Origin of the sequence: Reichenbachiella agariperforans (assembly GCF_900142205.1) — a bacterium.
Lineage (GTDB): Bacteria > Bacteroidota > Bacteroidia > Cytophagales > Cyclobacteriaceae > Reichenbachiella > Reichenbachiella agariperforans.
This window is the reverse complement of the sequence record NZ_FRAA01000004.1, coordinates 226,218-246,538: the sequence shown is the minus strand read 5'-3', so window position 1 is coordinate 246,538 and position 20,321 is coordinate 226,218. Positions and strand designations below refer to the sequence as shown.

Annotated in this window: 15 protein-coding genes; 11 read left to right on the top strand and 4 right to left on the bottom strand. The window is 44.2% G+C overall.

Annotation, left to right across the window (positions count from 1 at the left end):
• Positions 1–4: 4 nt before the first annotated feature.
• Entirely contained in the window at positions 5–238 is a 234-nt protein-coding gene (locus tag BUB99_RS12185) for a hypothetical protein (protein ID WP_139280994.1), read from the bottom strand.
• A gap of 67 nt (positions 239–305) precedes the next feature.
• Positions 306–887 (bottom strand): sigma-70 family RNA polymerase sigma factor, encoded by a 582-nt coding sequence (locus BUB99_RS12180; RefSeq protein WP_073122794.1) that lies wholly within the window; start codon positions 885–887, stop codon positions 306–308.
• Between the two features lie 287 nt (positions 888–1,174).
• Here BUB99_RS12180 and BUB99_RS12175 point away from each other — a divergent pair, with 287 nt between their 5' ends.
• The 9 genes from BUB99_RS12175 to BUB99_RS12135 all read left to right on the top strand — a co-directional run bounded on the left by BUB99_RS12175 (position 1,175) and on the right by BUB99_RS12135 (position 15,431).
• Positions 1,175–1,768, top strand: a complete 594-nt coding sequence (locus BUB99_RS12175) for an RNA polymerase sigma factor (RefSeq protein WP_073122793.1) — start codon at positions 1,175–1,177, stop codon at positions 1,766–1,768.
• 168 nt (positions 1,769–1,936) lie between these two features.
• Positions 1,937–2,887: a FecR family protein gene (locus BUB99_RS12170; RefSeq protein ID WP_073122792.1), complete on the top strand. Its 951-nt coding sequence runs from the start codon at positions 1,937–1,939 to the stop codon at positions 2,885–2,887.
• Positions 2,888–2,953: 66 nt separating this feature from the next.
• On the top strand, positions 2,954–6,238 hold the full coding sequence (locus BUB99_RS12165) for a TonB-dependent receptor (RefSeq protein WP_084190529.1): 3,285 nt from the start codon (positions 2,954–2,956) through the stop codon (positions 6,236–6,238).
• Between the two features lie 233 nt (positions 6,239–6,471).
• On the top strand, positions 6,472–7,908 hold the full coding sequence (locus BUB99_RS12160; protein WP_073122790.1) for a hypothetical protein: 1,437 nt from the start codon (positions 6,472–6,474) through the stop codon (positions 7,906–7,908).
• 279 nt (positions 7,909–8,187) lie between these two features.
• A complete protein-coding gene (locus BUB99_RS12155; protein ID WP_170863797.1) occupies positions 8,188–9,771 on the top strand; it encodes an IPT/TIG domain-containing protein in 1,584 nt (527 codons plus the stop codon).
• A 203-nt stretch (positions 9,772–9,974) separates the two neighbouring features.
• On the top strand, positions 9,975–11,519 hold the full coding sequence (locus BUB99_RS12150; protein WP_170863796.1) for an IPT/TIG domain-containing protein: 1,545 nt from the start codon (positions 9,975–9,977) through the stop codon (positions 11,517–11,519).
• A gap of 170 nt (positions 11,520–11,689) precedes the next feature.
• The gene (locus BUB99_RS12145; protein WP_073122787.1) at positions 11,690–12,391 is read left to right on the top strand and encodes a DUF4469 domain-containing protein; all 702 of its coding nucleotides are present in this window, start codon (positions 11,690–11,692) and stop codon (positions 12,389–12,391) included.
• A 224-nt stretch (positions 12,392–12,615) separates the two neighbouring features.
• Positions 12,616–13,572: a YncE family protein gene (locus tag BUB99_RS12140; RefSeq protein WP_073122786.1), complete on the top strand. Its 957-nt coding sequence runs from the start codon at positions 12,616–12,618 to the stop codon at positions 13,570–13,572.
• Between the two features lie 233 nt (positions 13,573–13,805).
• Entirely contained in the window at positions 13,806–15,431 is a 1,626-nt protein-coding gene (locus BUB99_RS12135; RefSeq protein ID WP_221407503.1) for a S8 family serine peptidase, read from the top strand.
• 101 nt (positions 15,432–15,532) lie between these two features.
• Here the strand turns inward: BUB99_RS12135 and ahcY are convergent, their stop codons facing one another.
• Positions 15,533–16,834 carry an adenosylhomocysteinase gene (gene ahcY, locus BUB99_RS12130; RefSeq protein ID WP_073122784.1) on the bottom strand — a complete coding sequence of 434 codons (1,302 nt, stop codon included), beginning with the start codon at positions 16,832–16,834 and terminating at the stop codon, positions 15,533–15,535.
• Positions 16,835–17,034: 200 nt separating this feature from the next.
• A complete protein-coding gene (locus BUB99_RS12125) occupies positions 17,035–17,787 on the bottom strand; it encodes a biotin--[acetyl-CoA-carboxylase] ligase (protein ID WP_073122783.1) in 753 nt (250 codons plus the stop codon).
• 39 nt (positions 17,788–17,826) lie between these two features.
• On the opposite strand from BUB99_RS12125, the gene rsfS reads away from it, so the two are divergent.
• Together rsfS and ftsH are read left to right on the top strand one after the other, a co-directional pair.
• Positions 17,827–18,198, top strand: a complete 372-nt coding sequence (rsfS, locus tag BUB99_RS12120; RefSeq protein WP_073122782.1) for a ribosome silencing factor — start codon at positions 17,827–17,829, stop codon at positions 18,196–18,198.
• Positions 18,199–18,249: 51 nt separating this feature from the next.
• Positions 18,250–20,313, top strand: a complete 2,064-nt coding sequence (ftsH, locus tag BUB99_RS12115; RefSeq protein ID WP_073122781.1) for an ATP-dependent zinc metalloprotease FtsH — start codon at positions 18,250–18,252, stop codon at positions 20,311–20,313.
• Positions 20,314–20,321: the final 8 nt, after the last annotated feature.

The following is a 20,321-nucleotide window of genomic DNA, read 5'->3' as shown; positions in this document are numbered from 1 at the left end:
GCTTTTAGAAAGTTGACTTCTCGATTTTACTACGGATAGACTCTGCCAGCCCAGCGGGGACTTCTTTGTTTGTCATCTTGTGCTGAATGGCTTTTTTTAATTCCTGCTCCAAATTTAGTTTATCTACACATTTTAAGCACAATTTTAAGTGTCTTCTCAGATATACTTCTTGTGCAGGAGAAGATTGGTTGTCTATGACATCATGAATCAATGCGATGTAGTCAGAGCATTTAGCCATCCCTGTTTGGAGTTTTATGTTGTGTATGTACTGTTTTAATCCCACGGTTTCTACTGTTCTTGTTGTCTTAATACCCCATACTAGCCGCATAGTTGGCTAGTTTTTCTTTGAGTAGGTTTCTTGCTCGGTGTATCCGAGACCTTACTGTACCGATCGGGATATCCAAAATTTTTGCCATCTCGTCGTAAGTGAAACCTTCTAGGTCACAAAGAATGATGACGGTTTTAAAATCTACATCTAGGCTGTTGAGCGCATTGGTGATTTCGTCTCCCATCATGTTCTTGACAGTATCTACACGTAGGTCTGTCGTGACGGATGGCTTATCAGTTCCTTCGGAGTTGTAGTATCCCTCGACTTCTTGATAGTCGACTTTGGAGGGTTGCTTGCTTTTCTTTCTATACTCGTTGATGAAACTGTTTTTCAGAATTCGAAACAACCATGCCTTGGCATTAGTTCCCTTTTGAAAAGAATTGATGAAACGATGCGCCTTCATGTAGGTGTCTTGAACTAGGTCTTTGGCGTCATCTTCGTCATAGGTTAGTTTATAAGCAAAATTGTATAGGGCATTGAGCTGAGGCATGAACTCGTGATCAAATAGCTGCTGCTGCTCCTGAGGTGAATATTCATTTTTCTCGGTGTTTTCTTCCATGGTTACTTTTAGGCGTCCTCAGATTAGATGTGTCTAAAAAGACAATAGAAACGTGGCTAGTTTTGATAAGTTATATGCCTCACAGTTTCCTTTCAAACTCAAGGTATAAAAAGAGTTTCACAGCTTGAAGAATTTAGTGATTTTGATTTCTTCAATGTTTCATTATCAATTATGGTCTAAAGCGCTGTACTTTATATTTTTCTAAATTTAATGTTTTCATAAAGGATATTTATAGATCGATCTGATGTTGATACATAAATTTGGTGTACTCCAACTTATGCTTCAATATGATATTCGACACAAGTAGTGATGCTAATTTAATACCTGCACTAAAAAAAGGAGATAGAGAGGCATTTGAAGCGATCTATGCTCATTTTTGGAAACCACTGTATATACATGTTTACAAAAGGTTGGATGATACATATTTGGCAGAAGAGATGGTTCAAGAGGTTTTTGTTCAGCTCTGGGAGAACCGACAGAAAGTGGAAATCGAAAGGTCATTGAGTGCATATCTCTATGGTTCTGTAAAGAATAAAATATTACTGCACTTTAGAAACCTGTACCGTCACAGTGCTCATCATGCGGAGATCAAGTATCAGGCAATTAAGTCAGATCAACAATTGGAGCGCAGTGTAGTCCAAGGAGATCTATTGGACAAAATAGAGCAGCTCATTCAATGTCTGCCGAACAAATCTCGTCGTGTGTTTGAGTTGAGTAGGGTGGATTTTTTGAGCAATAAGGAGATTGCTGATCGCATGGGCATCACTGACAAAACGGTGGAGTACCATATCAATTATTCTCTCCAATATTTGCGCAACCACTGTCCAGATTATCTACTGGCTAGTTTGTTTTTTTATACGATGACAGGTGCTCAGGCCTAAGTCACCCCATACACTTGATACAGGAGAGGACTCCCTAGGCATCAACTGGTACTTTATCTAATTGTTACTCCGTTACTTTTCTTTTAATGATAGCATAATAAAATCGACCTAGGGAAGTGAAGCTCTGGGGTAACTCTATGTGTGAACGCCAAAATAGCGGCGTAGCATATGGATGAGAATAGAATCAAGTATTTGTTAGATCGCTTTGCTGAGAATACCATTACGGGTACTGAAAGGGAGGAAATGGATACGTGGTATGAGCACTTTGATCTGCTAGAGGATGATCTACATCTGACCTATGTCCGAAACCATGAGGTGAAACTTGGTGCTAGGATGTGGCAAAAAATCACGAAAAAAATAGACTACAAGCGTCAACTTAAGGTGCCATACCGTTGGGCAGCAGTTGTAACGATACTTCTTGTTTCTACGTGGCTCATGGTAGCGTATAGACAGAGTATCTATCAAGAGCTCTACACGCTTGCGACCAAAAGTGTGGAAGTACCCAAAGGCAAGATGCTCGTCGTAGATCTGCCAGATGGTTCCAAAGTCTGGGTGAGGTCAGGTAGTGTTTTGAGCTACAATTATCTCTTTCTAGGGGAGGAGCGGAGAGTAGATCTCACGGGAGAAGCATTCTTCGAAGTAGAGAAAAACCCTGAGAAGCCATTTGTAGTGCATGCTGGAGATTGGAACACACGCGTATTAGGAACCTCCTTCAATGTCAAAGCACTTCCCGATCTAGAAGCATATGAGGTACTTGTTAAAACAGGGAAAGTTCAGGTAAGTAACTCCGTTGATGTACTGGCTACTATGTTGCCAGGCGATCGATTGGTACGCAGAGGTCAGGAGCTGTACAGGGATCACCGAGCGCTATCTCTCTATACGGATTGGAGAGGAGGTAGTCTTAGCTTCGACAATAGCTCGATGGAAGAGATTGTCTGGTATCTCGAAAACTACTTCAAGGTGGAGATTAATCTAGAAGCTGAGTCGCTTAGGACACATCCTTTTTCAGGAGATTTTACAGGGCTAGAGTTACATCAGATATTGCGGATGATGCAGGAGTTGTACCCTTTTGAAGTGGAGCCTCTAGGTGTTAAGAGCATCTTGATCAAAGAAAAATAAAGAACAAGGGGAGCTGCGCCAACAGCCACCCCTTGTATGTTTAATAATAAGTAAGTCAACAAAACTATGAAAAAAAAATTACCGCATAGGTGGTTTCTAAGGAGTGAAAATCTCCAAAAACTAATGAGTCTTCTGGTGCTACTATGGCTAGGAGTCTCACCGTTACAGGCAGCTCAGGGCGTACTCGATGCGCAGGTTTCTATCCAGTGTCATGGGTGCTCTCTCAAGAGCGTTCTCATGCAACTGGAACAAAAAATGAGTGCCAAATTCATCTACAGTGAAACAGATATCCAAGGAATTTTGGTCAATGCTACCTATGATCAGGTCACGGGTAGCAGGATCCTCGACGATATTCTAGCGACAAACAATCTCAGTTACAAAGTCATGAATGGTCGCGTGGTGATCAAGCGAAAAATGCCCCCACAGACTGGAGGACTCAAAGGCAAGGTCTACGATGCAGATAGCCACAGCGATGCGCTGATAGGCGCTACAGTTCGGATAGAGGGCACTGGACTAGGCACTACCGTGAGTGTGGACGGTACTTTCGAGTTTAGGGAAGTGCCTGTGGGAGTCTATACAGTGGTAGTTTCTTTCGTGGGCTATCAGACCCGTCGGCTGGAGGAGGTCAAAGTCCTCCAAAACAATACATCTGTGATAGAAATACCCCTAAACCAAAGCTCCACTGAGCTGGGAGAGGTCGTCGTGAGAGGTAATATCCCAGTTCAGTTTGCTCCGATCCAAAACTCCACAGAGATCTCGCTGATGAGCGAGATCCAGCGCAGCAATGTCGTACTCACCGGTATCTCCAGCCAGCAGATCACCCGCTCGCTAGACAGAGATGCAGCGGATGTGATGCAGCGAGTACCTGGAGTCAATCTGATGAACAACTTTGTACTGATCCGAGGCATGTCTCAGCGCTACACCATGACCTATATCAATGGTATGATGGCACCTAGCACAGAGGCAGATCAACGGGCTTTTTCTTTCAATCTATTGCCCAGTGGATTGATTGATAATATTCTGGTTTATAAAAGCCCAGCTCCTGAGTTGAGAGGAGGTTTTGCAGGGGGGCTTGTCAATGTATCTACCAAACAATCCAATACAGCGAGAAGAATACAAATTGGATTTTCTGCACAGTACCGACCAGGCTCCTCCTATGCCGACGGTTATACCAATAGTGGCTCCTCTGCAAGTGACTGGTGGGGTGGTGGTCTGGAGGATCGGGAATACGACCGGCGGCTGTATGACCCTTCTTACTTATTCCCTGATAAAAACCCCTATGCACTGCGTGATCTCACGCTCAATTTTCCTAAGCCCTATGACTTGAAAAAGAAAAAGACTGATTTTGACAAGCGACTGGGCATCAACTACTATGACTCCTGGAAGATCGGTAACGCTAGGCTCAATAACCTAACCTCACTCAACTACACGACCCAGAGTCAGTTTGTGACGGGCTATACCAACGGAAATTCCATACCTCAGAATGATATAGAGGGAGCAGAAAGAGAAGAACTGGATTTTGAAGGGGTGGACAGTCTCTATCGGGAAAATCTACGGATCAGTGCCTTGCAGACGCTGGGACTGAAAATCAACGATCATCATCGACTGGAGTTTACGGGGTTTTATAACCACACGGTAGACGACCGTACCAATATCCGGGACAAAAATGAGTATGTGACAAATGATAATTTTAACAGAACACGTGAGGTCAATTATGAGTACACGGTGCAGGACTTGTATACCGTACAACTAGGGGGACAACACACCTTAGGTGCGCATGAGATCGACTGGCGGGTGGGAAAGAACTTCTCCTCCAGTGCTACACCAGACCTGCAGTCACATACTTTCGATGTGGCTGACGCTACGATTTCCTCTGGTACTTACCAGATCAGAGGCACTGGAGACGCGGTACTGCGTAGAGGCTCGGTCTTCACAGAAGAAGATGGAACCAGCTACGGTCTAGACTACCGAGTGAAGCTCTGGGACAAGTATCTGGTCAAAGCAGGCACCATGCATCAGTCTCAGGAGCGAAGCTTCGAAAGTTGGTACTATTATCTGGCCTATAGCAACCCAGGCGGTTCAGACATCTACTCTACAGGTACAATAGAGGCGCCATGGTATCAGCTGAGTGATATTGTCAACGATTCACTAGTCATAGATCCCGATGATGTCAATGGTGACGGCTTTACTGGCGGGACGTATATTGGTAGGGATTATAGTGAAGGACTATTTAGAGCGGTCAATGACTATACAGCTGCCTATATCGGCACGGAGCTACCGATTAACAAAAAATTACAAGTGAATGTGGGCATGCGCTATGAGTACTATTCGCGCAAGCTCTTCGATGAGCTGGATCGAGAGCTGATCACCACATACGGTTATGATCGCAAAACAGGCTTGCCTGTGGGTGATACACTCACTAGTGGGCCAGTCAACGAATACTGGCTGCCATCTGCCAGTCTCAACTGGAACATCTCCGATGACATGCGGATAACAACCTCCTATGGCAAGACCATAGATCGACCAGCCTACCGGGAGTCAGCCCCATTTGCTTATTACGATTTTGAAATCAACAGTCGCATATTTGGTGATGCTGGGCTGCAAGATGCTACTATTCACAACTACGACCTGAGATGGGAGTACTACCCTACACCTGGTGAATTTCTTGCGGTTGGTGTGTTTTATAAGGGTATGGAAAACATCATAGAGTTGGCCGATCGTACAAATACTAGCTTCCAGTCTGGCAATCGCTACCTCTATTTTGTCAATTCCCCTGAGGCTACAGTGAAAGGGATAGAGCTGGAAGCTCGCAAAAACTTGGGCTTTATTCCTTGGAAGCCGATGCAGTATTTTTCCATCATTGCCAACTATGCCGTGATGAAAAATGAGGTGAAAGTACTGGAGTTGGACAGTACCTCTGCCGAAGTACCGGCCGATGGTAAGCCACGTGTATTTGTGGGAGCAGCGCCCTATGTGTTCAATGCCAGCTTGTACTTCGAGCAGCCAGAGTGGGGCACTACCTTCAGTGTACTAGTCAATAGCATTGGCCAGCGCATGATTGCAGCGGGAGGCCCGCGGGTATCACCCATTTATGAGCAAGGACGCACGACACTAGATCTGGTGCTGCAGCAACAGATTACCCCTTCGCTCACGCTCAAGGCAGGTGTGCAAAACCTGCTCAATGCCAAGATCGTGCAGTACCGAGACCAAAACATGGACGGGAAGTTTGACGAAGGGAAAATACAAGAGGTGAACTACTATGGGCTGGACACTCGCTATGGCTTTGACTATATCACCCGAGAGTATGAGACGGGGAGTTATTATTCCCTAGGACTCAAAGTTGAGTTTTAATGCAATGTTGAACTTTTCCAAAGTCTCAAACTTTGGAAAAGTTAGTCAGACTAAGGATCAATACTAAAATCATATAAAACCTTAAATGAGAGAGAATACCATGACTGTAGAGAAGTAGAGAAACAAAAAAGCCTCACACCGCCGAGGGCAGTAGTGAGACCAGTCGCCCACCGACTGAGAGCCAGTGGGAATAATTAAAACGTAAAGACAAAAGTAAATAACCATTTTCAATAATGAAAACATTTAAATTTAATCAGCTAGTATTAGGTTTGGGAGTGTTGGTAGCAGTTGCTACTACTTCTTGCCAAGATCAATTGTTAGATTCACCTCAGCCAGATTTTAAAGGGTCGGCTGCTGCTGCACCTCAGGTGACATTAAGTGGTGTTTTAAGTAACAGAACACTCGACAGAGACACTGTATATATCCTAGACGAATTTGTCCGTGTACCTAGTGGAGTGACTTTGACCATAGAGTCAGGTACTTTGATCAAAGGAGAAACAGGTACTTTGTCTGGCAATCCAGCAACAGGAACACCTCCAGGTACTTTGGTAATCGAGCGTGGTGGAAAAATCGAAGCAACAGGTACTTCTACCGCTCCGATCGTATTTACTTCTAATGAAACTACGCCTGCTTCAGGAGACTGGGGTGGAGTGATCATTTTAGGTAAAGCTCCTGTTTGTTTCGACGGTACGACAGCAATCGAGGGAATTCCTACTTCTGCCTCTGGTGACAATGGCTATGGTGGAGCCAACGATGCAGACAACTCTGGTACACTACAGTATGTACGTATCGAGTATGCGGGTAACGTATTGGTAGATGGTGATGAGATCAACGGTTTGACACTAGGTGGTGTTGGTAGCGGTACGACTATCGATCACGTACAAGTGACACATGGATTGGATGACGGTTTCGAGTTCTTCGGAGGTACGGTCAATGCGAGCTACTTGATCGCTTCTTTCAATAAGGACGATGATTTCGATACAGATCAGGGCTACAGTGGACACATCCAGTTTGGGGTTTCTTTGAGAGATCCTAGTGTGTTTTCTTCTTTGCCTACAGGTGGATTTGAATCTAATGGAGACAATGATGATGCTTCAGGGTGTAGCTTCACTGATGCTACTTTCTCTAACTTCACTGTGATAGGACCAATTGGGCCTAATTCTAGTAGTGCTGTGAACGTTGCATACAACTCTGGTGTATTGATCAGGGATGGCAGTGAGTTGAACTTGTTCAACTCTATTATCACGGGTTACCCTAACTATCAGTTGGAATTAGAAACTATAGCTGATTTTGATAATGACGATAACAGTACTACGGATGATGTGGTAAGTGTGGAAGGCGTGACTTTGGTATACCCTACATTTAGCCCATTCAATGCGCAGGGGACCAATGTAGGTATTTTTGATTTTGCCTTTATTGCAAACTATCACAATGAATCAAGCAATGCTACTAACACTGGAGCTGGTACTTCCCTTACGGATCTTACCGGGTTGAGTGCGTCAGCTTGGAATTTGACAGCTCCCAACTTTGTTCCTGACACAGAAAAGCCTTCAGATTTCTCTCACAATTTACTTTCTGGTTGCGTTTCTGTCGACTTCCGTGGAGCCTTTGGTAAAGATGGCGATGCAATAGAGGGTACCAACTGGGACTTAGGTTGGGAGCAGTTTTAATTTGATTTTCTGATTCAGAGAGAGATTCGGCAGCTTAGTCTATGCCATACTAGCGCTACCCCGCAAAGGTTATTTGCAATATGCCAGAGCACTGGTGTGTCATTCGCATGGGAGCAGGGTTTCTTTTTACCACTAAACCTGACGGGTTTTCAAAACCTGTCAGGTATCATTTAAGCTTAATATCCAATAACCCTCCAAGGGGTTCTGAACCCCTTGGAGGGTTTAATTCATAAAGAATTCAAAATGAAATCGAACAATAAGAGTACATATACTAGAACGATGAAAAATTATACCGGGATAGTCACTGCCACGATGCTGGCAGTTTTGATCACAATGGTCACACTGATCAGTAGTTGCAAAGAGGATGAGGGTGGAGAAGTGCCTGGAGGAGGAGAGCTCACCATCACAGCCATAGATCCAGCCAAGGCACGTATCGGGGAGCAAGTGACCATCACAGGGACAGGATTTAATCCCGACTATAGCCAAAACGAAGTGAAGTTCTACGCAGGGGATGATCTTACTGGAGGTGAAGCGACCAAAATATATGAAACAGCCACGCTCATAAAGGGTACAGCGACTAGTCTCGTAGTAGAGGTGCCCGCCAAGGCGCAGGATGGTCACATCATCGTGATGGCCAATGGTGAAGAGCTGGAGTCGTCCATGGATTTCGTAGTAGATACATCCATAGGTAATCCCGTATTGACTAGCCTGAGTCCGACCAATGGCTACCCTGGAGCTGAAGTAGTGATCACAGGAGAAAACTTTGGTGAAAGTGTTGAGGCGATCGAGGTGAAATTTGACGAAGTAGTAGCTACCATATCCGAAGTGACCAATACGACTATCACGACCGCTGTGCCAGAGGGCATGACCGAGGGAGAAGTGCAAGTAAATGTGAGCAGAGAGGGGACAGCAGCAGACAAAACCCTGAGCTATACGGTGAACAAAATACCCGTAGATGTGAAAACAGCTTATTGGACAGCAACTGATGGTATTTACCGTGGTATAATTAGTGAATCTGGTGTTATCATCATTAGGTTATATGCTGACGCAGATGAAAATTTTGGTAGTGCGAATGGTATAGAGGTTGATGTTGATGGTGGGCAAATTTATTTTTCAGACCAAAGCAATATTTTCAAGGCTCCTATCAATGGAGAAGGACCAGTGGAGTTGTTGTATGAGGGTATTAGTTCTACGGGAGATATTGCCATAGACAAAGTTTCTGAGTCAGTTTACTTTACAGCCAGAGATAGCTTTAAGCCGGTACTAACTACCAATAGTTATATTATAAAAGGGAGTCTCGATGGTACACAGTCATTGGATACGCTATATGTATTTGATAGAGATTTCAACCCAAGTAGTAATCAACATGAGGGGCCTAGCCCAGTTTCACCTAAACTATATGTCGCTAACAATAAATTGTACTGGACGGATCGAGGAAAAACTTTAGGAGTATGGGAAGGCAGTCTAGATGGAACAGTGGAAGCAAAAGTATTATTTGATGCGACAGATGGATTGGTGGGGCCATCAGGAATTACTTTTGATAGAGAAAGTAGCAAGTTGTTTATTGCTGATAACGGACTTAGTTCTGGGCTTGAGAGTACAATTTACGTTGGTAATTTAAATGGAGAAGGTGATTTAGAAACATTAGTAGGTCCTGGTGACAATGTTCGCGCTCCTTCTGATATGGAAATCGATACTGAGAATGGGTTTGTATTTTGGTTAAATGTAACGAATGAAAATGAAATGGGAGAAACAGAATTGAACCGTGCCAGTTTGGACGGTGAGATTGTGGAAGTTTTATTTGATGATTTCAATTTTGCCAATTACTTCGACCTAGAGATCGGCGAAGTACTGCCAGAGTAAGTCATATTCTATTTTGTATAGGCGTGTACTGATGGGTACACGCTTACTTTTTTAGTCCATACCTGACGGGTTTTCAAAACCTGTCAGGTATCATTTAAGCTTAATATCCAATAACCCTCCAAGGGGTTCTGAACCCCTTGGAGGGTTTAATTCATAAAGAATTCAAAATGAAATCGAACAATAAGAGTACATATACTAGAACGATGAAAAATTATACCGGGAAAGTCACTGCCACGATGTTGGCAGTTTTGATCACAATGGTCACCCTGATCAGTAGTTGCAAAGAGGATGAGGGTGGAGAAGTGCCTGGAGGAGGAGAACTCACCATCACAGCCATAGATCCAGCCAAGGCACGTATCGGGGAGCAAGTGACCATCACAGGGACAGGATTTAATCCCGACTATAGCCAAAACGAAGTGAAGTTCTACGCAGGGGATGATCTTACTGGAGGTGAAGCGACCAAAATATATGAAACAGCCACGCTCATAAAGGGTACAGCGACTAGTCTCGTAGTAGAGGTGCCAGCCAAGGCGCAGGATGGTCACATCATCGTGATGGCCAATGGCGAAGAGCTGGAGTCGTCCATGGATTTCGTAGTAGATACATCTATAGGTAATCCAGTGTTGACCAGTCTGAGTCCTACCAATGGCTTCCCTGGATCAGCGGTAGTGATCACAGGACAGAATTTCGGAGAGAGCATCGACGTGATCGAGGTGAAATTTGGCGAGACAATAGCTACTGTGTCTGCGGTGACTGCTACGACCATCACGACGGCTGTGCCAGAGGGCATGACCGAGGGAGAAGTGCAAGTAAGTGTCAGCAGAGAGGGAGCTACGGCAGACATGACCCTGAGCTATACGATCAACAAAATACCTGTAGATGTAAAGACGGTCTACTGGCCAACTATCGACGGGATACACAAGGGAGTGATCAATGAAACAGGTGCTACTATTACTAATATTTACCCTACAGTAGATCATCCTGAAGCACGTAGTGCTTTTGGTATAGCTGTAGATGCTGTAGGTGGATATGTGTACTGGTCGGGGGATGGTATATACCGTGCCTCTGTAGATGGCAATGGGACAATAGAGACTGTGTTAGCTCCTGATAATTATATTTTCTACGATGTTGCTTTGGATACAGAGAATCAGATGCTTTACTTCTGTGCATTTTCTTCTGATTATGGAACAGCCTATATCAACAAAATACCTATGGATGGTTCCGCAGAGGAAGAAGTGATCTATGAAGTTACTACTGATCAGTTTGGGGTTGAGTCAATCAAGTTGAGCATCTCTGAGGATAAAATCTACTGGACGGATACATTCTATTTTAGAATTATGGCTGGAAGTATCGATGGTTCTACTGATGCAGTCGTATTATTCGATGATGCGGATGGTTTGTACTATCCTACAGGCATTGCTATTGATTCAGATAACGAAAAAGTCTATGTTTCTAACAATGGGGTAAGTTTTGGAGGTACTAGTGAAATCCTAGTAGGTAACCTAGACGGTAGTGGAGATTTGGAAGCCATTGTTTCCTCAGGAGACTATGTCAAATCACCTTATGATATGGAGATTGATCTGGAAAATGGATATGTGTTTTGGATGAATACACAAGTCACAGAAGGTGAATCAGACAGTGAGGTGATGCGCTCTACTCTGGATGGTGAAACTGTAGAGGTTCTTTTTGATGGATTTTTAAATGGATCTTTCTTCGACCTAGAAATCGGCGAAGTGCTGCCAGAGTAAGTTATATTCTATTTTGTATAGGCGTGTACTGATGGGTACACGCTTCCTTTTTTAGTCCATACCTGACGGGTTTTCAAAACCTGTCAGGTATTAATTCTATCATACCACTAAGGATTTTTTTAGGTCTTGGTGGTTTTTCACTATCTCATATACTAAAAAACAACAAGACTATGTCACTACAATATACTCTGAGAGAAAACAAGATCACCAAGGACATACCAGATGACTATGTCGGTGTGCCCCATGCGGTCACTATACATACACGTGAAGAAATGATCCTAGCGATGACAGGGTCAGGGTCCATTCTGAAACCCACCGAATCCAATGCCGTCATAGATGCCTACTGGAGTCAGATAGCAGACTGGATCGGCGAAGGGGAAGGCTATGCGGATGAGTACATCAGTGTCCGTTTTAGCATCGGAGGGGTGTTCGTCACCATAGATGACCGGTTCGATACCGCACGTCACAGTCTCAATGTGATCACTTCGCTGAAGCAGCAGATGCTCAGTCGAGGGTTAGATGTCACACTACAGTACATCAAAGCGGATGATCGATCACCAGAGATCGAGAGTGTATACGACTGGGGCAGTGATACCGAAAACAAACAAATCACCTCAGGTCAGGCATTGGAGATCAAAGGAGAGTATCTCAAGATCCATGACAACACAGAGGAAGAAGGCGTGTTTTTCGTCAGTCAGTCAGGTGGGACAGAGATCAAAGCCGAGCGTATCCGGATCAATCAACCCCAGACACTAAGTCTGATGGCGCCTACGCTGGAGGCAGGAGACTATCGCATAGAGATCCGAAATACGGCATATAAAACCAAGACTTTGCGTACAGGGATCACAGGGGTCGTGTTCACCGTGGGGTGATGCATGCTCATACATGCGGATACTACCTACCCATACGTATGGGTAGGTAGTATCCGCAGCTCTGTCATAGGGACACACGTCACTGCGGTAGGACATAGTAGTTCGGATAGCGTGGTAGATCGCTTTGTATCTTGAGATGACTGGTAAAAAATAATACAGCCATAACAATGGATGCTGACAAACAAAATAGATGACTACTACATTAGTCAACAGGATTTGAATCCATGAAACATAATATTTTTTTACTTTCCATACTTTTTATTTTCGCGATATCATCCTGTTCGGAAGAGGATCTCCCAGAGGTGGCGGTTTACTATACCTATCTCTACTGGACGAGTATGGCAGATCACCAGATTCTCAGAGCTGTATATCAAGACGATGTCTTGCTCCAGACTGAGGTGGTGTATGGCAGCCTCAAGGGGCTGGACACACCGACTGCCCTGGTCGTGGATGAGCCCAATCAGATGCTCTATTGGACTGATTTTTCTACCCGTCAGATACTCCGTGGAGCCTGGGACGGTAGTGGCAACCCAGAGGTGCTCTATACTGCACCGCTCAGGAGCTATGGCCCTGTAGAACTGGTCATGGATACAGAGCGACTGTACTGGACACAGCCCTATGATCAGTTGATCTTGTCTGCACCAGCCAATGGACTGGGGCCAGTAGACACTTTGTTTGATAGGAGTGATGGATTGAATGGTCCATGGGGGGTTGATCTAGAGGTGTCGGCAGGGTACCTCTATTGGGTCGAGTACGAAGACAATGAGTTGTGGCGAGTTTCGTTAACCGAAAACAGTACCACAGAGCTCATCTATGCCGGAGGGAGCGGTTTTTTGAATCCCTATGGTATCGCTATCAGTGAGGGGACAGGAGAGTTGTTTATCACGGACAATGCCTTACCTGGAGCGGCCTATGCTGACCGCATACTGAGAGGAAGTCTGGATGGTGCCATGAAACTGGAGACCGTGTATGACGAGGAAGATGGCGTGAGCAATGCTTATGCTGTAGTGATCGATGAGCGGTCTGGAGAGCTATACTGGCTCAACCAGCTCAATGCAGGTAGTATCTACCGTGGAGGTGTCGATGGAAGGGCAACTGAAGAGCTGATCATGGATATTGCCTTGGGGCAAGGTCTATGTATTGTATGCAGTACGCATGAGCCCAATGTTTTAATGCAATAAAAGTAAGGGATAATGAATCATGAGAATCAAGTGATCTATGATCATAAACATAAAAAAAGTGTAATTAGTAGAAAGCTAGTGTGGCGGGTTCTTCTCGGAGTGATAGGCATAGAGGTAGTTGTGCTATGTGCTTTCTTGTTTTGGAGATAGCTGCTATGAGTCTATGTTGTTAGGTTTTTTCAACCATAGCAATAGGATTGAAGTATGGTAACAAACAAGGTTAAGTGATGAGAATGAGTCTTAGCGTATGGTGGTTCTGTATGGGTATACTCTGGTGTGTGTGTAGTACGCTATCAGCTCAGCCACGATTGATTGTCAAACTCAAAGAAGGTCAGTTGTTTTCCTATCCAGACAGTCAATCCAGTCTGAGTAGAGTTATCGATGAACATAAACTGGCGATCCCGGCTCGAACTCAGTCTTTGTCTAGAGAGAGTCTTGAGGAATCATTGTTTGTACTAGAGTTTACGGGCAGTAAGCCTTTGGATAGCTTACTCGATCAGTACCACCAGTCGGAGTTGTTTAGTTACGTCGAGCCAGATTATATAGGACGCGCGGCGGGGCAGTCAATGGACGTACCTAATGACCCAGAGTTTGATCAGCAGTGGTATTTGTACAACGACGGTACCTTCAATTTTGGGACTCCAAAGGCAGGAGCAGACATACAAGCATTGTCAGCTTGGGAGCGGTCACAGGGCAGTGCATCCATCACCGTAGCAATCATAGATAGCGGCATCAATCCTGACCATGCGGAGTTTGCTGGACGTCTATGGCGAAATGATGATGATCGATATGACGGTGAAGACAATGATCACAATGGATATATCGATGATTATTTCGGTTGGGACTTTGTCAACGAAGACAATGATCCTATGGATGACAATGGACACGGTACAGCAGTCGCAGGCGTCCTGGCAGCCAATGGTAATAATGCTTTGGGGTATGCAGGCATAGACTGGAACTGTCGCTTGATGATTTGCAAAGTAGTGGGTGGGAGTCAGGTCGGCTACTATAGTGACTGGATTCGTGCGATCTACTATGCGGTGCAGGAAGGTGTCGATGTGATCAATTTTTCTCTCGTAGGAGTAGATGATTCTAGGGCTCTGAAAGAAGCGGTGGATTATGCCTATCGCAAAGGTGTGCTGATAGTAGCTAGTATGGGCAATGGCAATTCGTCGATTCCTAATTATCCAGCAGCATATCATCACACGCTGGCTGTGGGAGCAAGTGACCCAGATGATCAGCGTAGTACGGCGTTTAATGGTAGCCCTTCTAGAGGAAGCAACTATGGCGATCACATAGATATCATCGCACCAGGTAATTATATCTTGGGTCTGAACCAGTACAGTACGGATCGTCCTGGAAACATATGGGCAGGCACCTCTATGGCTGCACCGATGACAACAGGTGTCGTATCTCTTTTGTTGGCAATAGATGAAGATTTGCCTCCCTCTCAAGTGACTGCAATCATGACCTCATCCTGCGAAGATCAAATAGGAAGCACCCAAGAAGATGTTGAGGGCTGGGATCCCTACTATGGATGGGGAAGAGTCAATGCAGCAAGAGCGCTAGCGTCTCTGATCGATCAAGAGAATGTACTGGAAGAAAAGGAAATATTGATCTATCCTAATCCTGTAGCGAATGTGATGAATTTGAGACTAAAGTTGCCTGCCTCATCTAAGCTATCCGTACTGATCGTTGATGTAGAGGGACGTGAAGTGGAGCGCTTTTCTTTGGTAGTGGACGAGCAAAGAATTGGAGAGTTCGAGGTAGATCTGAGTACACATCCCGCAGGTCTGTATGTGATGAAAGTGCAGAGCCAGTTCGGGACGAGTACCCACCAGTTGATGATTAGGCATTAGGATGGATTGAGCAGTATGGCTATTTACGTTACTTCTTGATGAATAAATAAAAAGCCCCATCGGTAGGATGGGGCTTTGGTTCTTTTGAGAGGTGCTACTGATTAGTATCTGTAGTACTCTGGTTTGTATGGTCCTTCTACTGTCACGCCGATGTATTCTGCTTGCTCTGTAGATAGTACGTCTAGCTCTACACCGATTTTTGCTAAGTGAAGCATTGCTACCTTCTCATCGAGGTGTTTAGGGAGCATATATACTTTGTTTTCGTATGCATCGGTGTTTGTCCAAAGCTCTAGTTGTGCCAATGTTTGATTGGTGAACGAGTTAGACATCACGAATGATGGATGTCCTGTAGCACAGCCTAAGTTGACAAGTCTCCCCTCTGCTAGGAGCACAATCTCTTTACCATCTAGCGTGTATAGGTCTACTTGAGGTTTGATTTCGTCTTTAGTAGCGTTGGTATTCAACCATGCTACGTCGATTTCATTGTCGAAGTGACCAATGTTGCAGACGATAGCTTTGTCTTTCATCGCTTTGAAGTGACGATCTACGATGATGTCTTTGTTACCAGTAGTGGTTACGATGATGTCGCCTTCTTTGACTGCATCATCCATTTTCTTCACTGCAAAACCATCCATTGCAGCTTGTAACGCACATATTGGATCGATCTCCGTCACGATTACTCTCGCGCCAGCACCTCTTAGAGATGCAGCAGATCCTTTTCCAACGTCACCGTATCCAGCTACGACGGCTACTTTACCAGCCATCATGACGTCTGTTGCTCTTCTGATTGCATCGACGAGAGATTCTTTACAGCCGTATTTGTTGTCAAATTTTGACTTGGTTACCGAGTCATTGACATTGATAGCAGGCATAGGCAGCGTGCCTTTCGCTTCGCGCTCCTGCAGTCTGTGTACACCCGTAGTAGTTTCTTCAGATAGACCTTTGATGTCTTTGACGAGTTCAGGGAATCTGTCGAGTACCATGTTGGTCAAGTCTCCACCATCATCTAGGATCATGTTGAGTGGCTTTCCTCCCTCGAATGCAAAAAGCGTTTGCTCGATACACCAGTCAAACTCTTCTTCGTTCATGCCTTTCCATGCGAATACTGGGATGTTAGCAGCAGCGATGGCAGCAGCAGCGTGATCTTGTGTAGAGAAGATGTTGCACGATGACCATGTCACCTCAGCACCTAGCTCGATCAAAGTCTCGATCAATACGGCAGTCTGGATGGTCATGTGTAGACATCCTGCTATTCTAGCTCCAGCGAGTGGTTTGCTGTCGCCATACTCTTCTCTCAAGGACATGAGACCTGGCATCTCTGCTTCGGCGAGTTTGATTTCTTTTCTTCCCCAGCCTGCAAGACTGATATCCTTTACTTTGTTTTTTACTTGTGTATCTATCATTGCTTTATATTTCAATCCTCCTTTGCAAAGGAGATGGTTTTGATTTTCTGACGCTTAACGTCCGAGTGTTGGTTCAGGTTCTATTCTGTATACTAACAGGCACGCCTGAGATTAATGCCATTTGTTTTTGGATGGCAAAGTTAAACTAATTCATGGAAATAAACCGTCACCAATTTACACCAATAGATAGGCTAACCTCTTTATATAAAGGAGACTTCTTTGAAGTCAAAATGATGGACATTCCCTTTTTCTTCTATCATCAGTTTGCCATCAGGGGCGATTCCTGTGATTTGTCCGTGGAAAATTTTTCCTTCGGCTTGATAGCGGTGTGTTTCGTGGATTCTGTAAAGTATCTGCTCATATTTGGCAGCTAAGTTGGCGAGAGGTTCTGATAGTGGTTCGTACAGTTCTTCCATAGCGATCAAGATGTCTTCTGCTATTTGATCTATATCAAAGGTCGTTTGGCGAACCTTTGCTAGGCTAGTGGCTTTGTCAAGAGTAAAGTACTCTTGATTGACATTGATTCCAATACCAATAATGGCATAGTCTATTTGAGCTCCTCTAAGTGTGTTTTCGATGAGTATGCCGCCTATTTTTTTGTCGCCATAGTAGATGTCGTTGGGCCATTTGACTTTGAGTCCTGGAGGTAAAATAGGGGATAAAGCTTCGTGAACAGCTAATGAAATCATCTGATGGAGTCGGAACTGATGGGAGATGTGTAGCGATCTAGGCTGGAGAACGATAGAATAGGTCAGGTTCTTGCCAGCGTCGGACTGCCACGTGTTGCCACGCTGACCTTTGCCATGGGTTTGATCAGCGGTCATGACGATCAGTCCTTCAGAGGCGTGCCGATTGTTAACCAATGACATGGCGATTTCATTGGTAGAGTGACATTGTGGCAGAAAGATCACCTTTTTTCCTATAAATCGAGTTTTGGCAAAGAATTTATGCAAGATTAATTGATTAATTTTGTACGAAATTATAGACAATATATGACAGAAGTAAAGGAAGCCCAGAAATCTGATAGTTTAGAAGAGGTAGTGGTTCAAGGAATGCAGGAAAGAAAGGCTTCAGATATAGTTGTCATTGATTTGAAGAATATAACCAACTCAGTTGCTAATTATTTCGTAATTTGCTCTGGTACTTCGGATACTCAACTAGAGGCGATAGCCCAATCAGTGGAGGACGAAGTATACAAGACCTTGAAAATAGACCCATGGCATAAGGAGGGTAGAGAAAACAAAGAGTGGATTTTGCTCGATTATGCCGATGTAGTGGTTCACATCTTTAGAAAAGATCGAAGAGAATTTTACTCGCTCGAAAAACTGTGGGGCGATGCTATATTGACTCAGATCGAAGATTAATAACCTAGAATAGGAATAAGCGTTAACAAAGACTTTTAGAATAAAATTATAATGGCGGAAAAACCAAAAAATAAAAATACAGCCACACAACCCAATAAGCCCAATTATCAGATTTGGGTGATTATTGGCTTGATGACTTTCATCTTTGGCATCTCGTATTTTTCCAATAACAATTCAGCAAAGGAGATTTCTTTTAAGCGATTCGAAAGTATGGTGCTCAGTAATGACATCAAGAAAGTGACGCTGATAGGGAATCAAAATATCGTGGAAGTAACGCTGAACGAGGAGGCATTAGACAATAGCAAATACAAGCTAGAGCTAGAAGATCAGAATAGTCTGGGTATGTCTACAAACGGCCCTCAGTATTTCTTTAAAATAGAGAGCAAGGATATATTCGTCAAGAAAAAAGACGAATTGAATGCTAGGCTAAATAATGGCCCACAGTACGAGTACTTGGTTGATGAGCGTTCGGATTATACCAATATTTTCTTGAATTCTGGATTTTTCATCATCATCATCTTCGGGTTTTGGTTCTTGATGAGAAGAATGACCGGTGGAGGAGGCCCTGGTGGACAGATTTTTAATATCGGAAAATCTAAAGCGGCGCTTTTTGATGCGGAGAACAAAGTCAAGATTACCTTTGACAATGTAGCAGGTCTAGACGAAGCGAAGGAAGAAGTAAAGGAGATCGTAGAGTTCTTGAAAACGCCTACCAAATTCACCAAACTAGGGGGTAAGATTCCGAAGGGTGCATTGCTCGTAGGCCCTCCTGGTACAGGTAAGACTTTGCTGGCAAAGGCTGTCGCTGGAGAGGCTGGCGTGCCTTTCTTTACGCTGTCTGGTTCTGACTTTGTAGAGATGTTTGTGGGGGTAGGTGCAGCGAGAGTGAGAGATCTCTTCAAGCAAGCCAAAGAAAAGGCACCGTGTATTGTGTTTATCGATGAGATCGATGCAATCGGTCGATCTAGAGGAAAGGGGCAGATGCCTGGTTCTAATGATGAAAGAGAAAATACGCTTAATTCTCTGTTGGTAGAAATGGATGGATTTTCTACAGATACTGGGGTGATTATCCTAGCAGCAACTAATAGGCCAGATGTATTGGATTCTGCATTGTTGAGACCAGGACGTTTTGATAGACAGATTGGGATAGACAAGCCAGATATCATTGGTAGAGATGCTATATTCAAAGTGCACTTGGAGCCTTTGAAGGTTGCAAAAGATATAGATTCTAGAAAGCTAGCTGCTCAGACACCTGGTTTTGCGGGAGCAGAGATTGCTAACGTTTGTAACGAGGCTGCTTTGATCGCGGCTAGAAAGGATAAAAAGGCAGTAGATGCTATTGATTTTCAAGATGCTATCGATCGTGTGATTGGTGGTTTGGAGAAGAAGACGAAAATTATTTCTCCTGAAGAGAAAAAGATTGTAGCCTATCATGAGGCAGGTCACGCAGTGGCAGGATGGTACTTAGAGCATGCAGATCCATTGGTCAAGGTGAGTATCGTACCGAGAGGTTTGGCTGCCTTGGGGTATGCACAGTACTTGCCTAAGGAGCAGTACCTGTATCAAACGGAACAGCTTTTGGATGAAATGTGTATGGCACTAGGAGGTCGAGTTGCTGAGGAGATTATTTTTGGTAAGATATCTACCGGCGCGCTCAGCGATCTGGAGCGAATTACTAAAGTAGCCTATAGCATCGTGACGGTATATGGTATGAACGAGGCTATTGGTAACCTTTCTTTCCATGATTCTAAGCAGTCAGAGTATAATTTTAATAAGCCATATTCGGATGCTACTGCCGAGAAGATTGATAAGGAAGTGAAATCTATTATCGATCAGGCTTACGCGAGAACGAAAGCTCTGTTGATCGATAAGCGTGATGATCTTGAGAAAATTGCTCAGTCTTTGTTAGAGAAGGAAATTATTTTTCAAGCCGATTTAGAGCGTTTGATTGGAAAGAGGCCTTTCGAAAAGGAAACAAATTATGAGGCTTTTACTAACGGAAGCGGAAGTGATAAAGGACCTCAAGAAATGAAGAATGAGGAGGCACTAGAAGAGTTAAAAACTACTGTTAAGACTGAAGTAGAGGAAGAAGATTCTACGAACGAAAAAATGTAGAGAGGGAT